The sequence below is a fragment of the Streptomyces palmae genome (assembly GCF_004684805.1).
Classification (GTDB): Bacteria; Actinomycetota; Actinomycetes; order Streptomycetales; family Streptomycetaceae; genus Streptomyces; species Streptomyces palmae.
On record NZ_SRID01000581.1, the window covers coordinates 1 to 2675 of the forward strand.

2 protein-coding genes are annotated in these 2675 nt (G+C 75.4%); one reads left to right on the plus strand and one right to left on the minus strand.

Annotated features, from left to right (window positions below):
• Positions 1–1077: LacI family DNA-binding transcriptional regulator (locus E4099_RS31165; RefSeq protein ID WP_135342456.1), on the minus strand; the 1077-nt coding region annotated here is incomplete at its 3' end.
• Between the two features lie 384 nt (positions 1078–1461).
• Here E4099_RS31165 and E4099_RS31170 point away from each other — a divergent pair.
• A complete protein-coding gene (locus E4099_RS31170) occupies positions 1462–2628 on the plus strand; it encodes a Gfo/Idh/MocA family protein (RefSeq protein WP_135342457.1) in 1167 nt (388 codons plus the stop codon).
• Positions 2629–2675 lie beyond the last annotated feature (47 nt).

The following is a 2675-nucleotide window of genomic DNA, read 5'->3' on the forward strand; positions in this document are numbered from 1 at the left end:
TGTGTATAAGAGACAGGTGGAGGAGCGGGCCATCAGCTCGGCCGGGACCATCGCGACGCCGCCCGGCGGCAGCGGCTCCTGGCCGAGTGCCAGCCGCCCCGCCCGAGCCCCCACCGACCGCAGCGGCAGCCGCACCGTGGTGAGCGACGGCATCGCGTCCACGCTGAACGGCAGGTCGTCGAAGCCGGCCACCGAGACGTCCTCGGGTATCCGCCGGCCCTGGTCGCGCAGCGCCGCGCAGACCCCCAGCGCGATGGTGTCGTTGGCGGCCACCACGGCGGTCAGCTCCGGCTCCCGGCGCAGCAGCTCCAAGGCGGCGTCATAACCGCAGGCCCGGTCGTAGGGGCCGAACACGGTCAGCCGTTCGGCCGCCGCGCCCTCGGCGCCCGCCACCCCGTGTGCGGCCAACGCGGCGCGGTGGCCCTCCAGCCGGTGCCGGGTGGTGGTGCGCTCGGCCGGGCCGGCCACATAGCCGATCCGGCGGTGCCCGAGGGCCAGCACATGCTCGGTGAGCCGCCGGGCGCCGCCGCGATTGTCGAAGGTGAGGGCCACCGCGCCGGGGATCGGCGGCCGTCCGCAGACCACCACCCGGACGCCGGCGGCCACGAGCCGGGAGGTCCTGGCGGCCAGGGCGGCGGCGTGGCCGGGGTCCTCCACCGCCCCGCCGGTGATCACCACGGCGGAGGCGCGCTGACGCTGGAGCAGGGTCAGGCAGCTGAGTTCGCGGGCCGGCACCCCGCCGGTACTGCAGATCACCGCGAGCTTCTCACCGCCCCCGGACCCCTCCCCAAGGCTCCGTCCGGGGGACCCCCAGCGCCCCATCTCCGCCTGCACCGCGCCCGCCAGGATGGCGAAGAACGGGTCGGCGATGTCGTGCACCAGCACCCCCACCAGGTCCGAACTGGCCGCCGCGAGAGCGCTTGCCGGGCCGTTGACCACGTACTCCAGCTCGTCCACGGCGCGCAGCACCCGGGCCCGGGTCGCCTCCGCCACCGGGTAGTTGCCGCTGAGCACCCGTGACACGGTCGCCGCCGAGACCCGGGCCCGGGCCGCCACATCGGCCAGGGTCACTGCCATGGCTCTCCTTCCTGGACGAGCGGGGGAGTGCGCCGGATGCGCCGAACGCGCCGGGCGTGATGGGGGTGCCGGCCGAACGGGCCGGTGACGTACATGCTCTCACTGGGCGCTCCGGGGGCAAGGGGCCACGGAAGGCCCTATGAGGCATCGGTGCCCATTCCGGACGCGCCAGGCACCCTTGTCCGACGCTCCGTCAGACCGTTAGCGTCGCCGGGGCGGTAAGCCCTTTCCCGATCCGGGTGGGCGGTGGTGCGCGGGAGCGGGCACGGCGCGGGTCGGGCACCTGGTGCCCCCGGCCCTCCGCCACCCGTGGCGCGTCGTCGTCGGCCGGCGCCGCGGCCCGCCCCGTACCCGTCCGCACCGCTGAGGGAGAGGACCGAGGGCATGACACGCAGGACGATGCGGATCGCCGTCAACGGGGCCACCGGCCGGATGGGCTACCGGCAGCACCTGGTGAACTCGCTGCTCGCCATCCGCGCGGACGGCGGACTCGACCTGGGGGACGGCGACGTGCTGTGGCCCGAGCCGCTGCTGCTCGGGCGCCGGGCACCGGCCCTACGGGCCATCGCCGAGCGCCACGGTCTGGATCCGGTGGCCGACGTGGCCACCGACCTGGACGCGGTGCTGGCCGACGACTCGGTCGACGTCTACTTCGACGCGCAGACCACCGCCGCCCGCCCGGACGCCCTGGCCAAGGCCATCGCCGCGGGCAAACACGTCTACGCGGAGAAGCCCGTCGCCCCGGACCTGGCCGGTGCGCTGGCGCTGGCCCGGCAGGCGGAGGCGGCCGGCGTCCGGCACGGCGTCGTCCAGGACAAGCTCTTCCTACCGGGGCTGCGCACGCTGAAGCGGCTGGTCGACAGCGGCTTCTTCGGCCGGATCCTGTCGGTGCGCGGCGAGTTCGGCTACTGGGTCTTCGAGGGCGACCAGCAGCCCGCGCAGCGCCCCTCGTGGAACTACCGGGCGGCGGACGGCGGCGGGATCGCGGTCGACATGTTCCCGCACTGGGAGTACGTACTGCACGAGCTGTTCGGCCCGGTGCGCTCGGTGCAGGCACACGTCACCACCCATGTGCCGCGCCGCTGGGACGAGCGGGGCCGGCCCTACCAGGCCACCGCGGACGACGCGGCCTACGCCGTCTTCGAGCTGGCCGGCGGGATCGTCGCGCAGATCAACTCCTCCTGGGCGGTGCGGGTGCACCGCGCGGAGCTGGTCGAGTTCCAGGTGGACGGCGTCGAGGGCTCGGCGGTCGCGGGCCTGCACGGCTGCCGGGTGCAGCACCGGGCCACCACTCCGCGGCCGGTGTGGGACCCGGACCGGCCGGTCACCGAGGACTTCCGGGCCCAGTGGCAGCCGGTCCCGGACCAGGACCCCGACGGCCACCGCGGCTGCTTCCGGACCCAGTGGGAACTGTTCCTCCGGCACGTCGCGCTCGGCGAACCCTGGCGCTGGGACCTGCTGGCGGGCGCCCGCGGCGTCCAACTGGCCGAACTGGGCCTGGCCTCCTCCGCCCAGGGCCGCCGCCTGCCCGTACCGGAGCTGTCGCTGTGAGGGGGATGGGGGCCGCGGGGGCCCGCCAGCAGGTCCCAGCGCCAGGG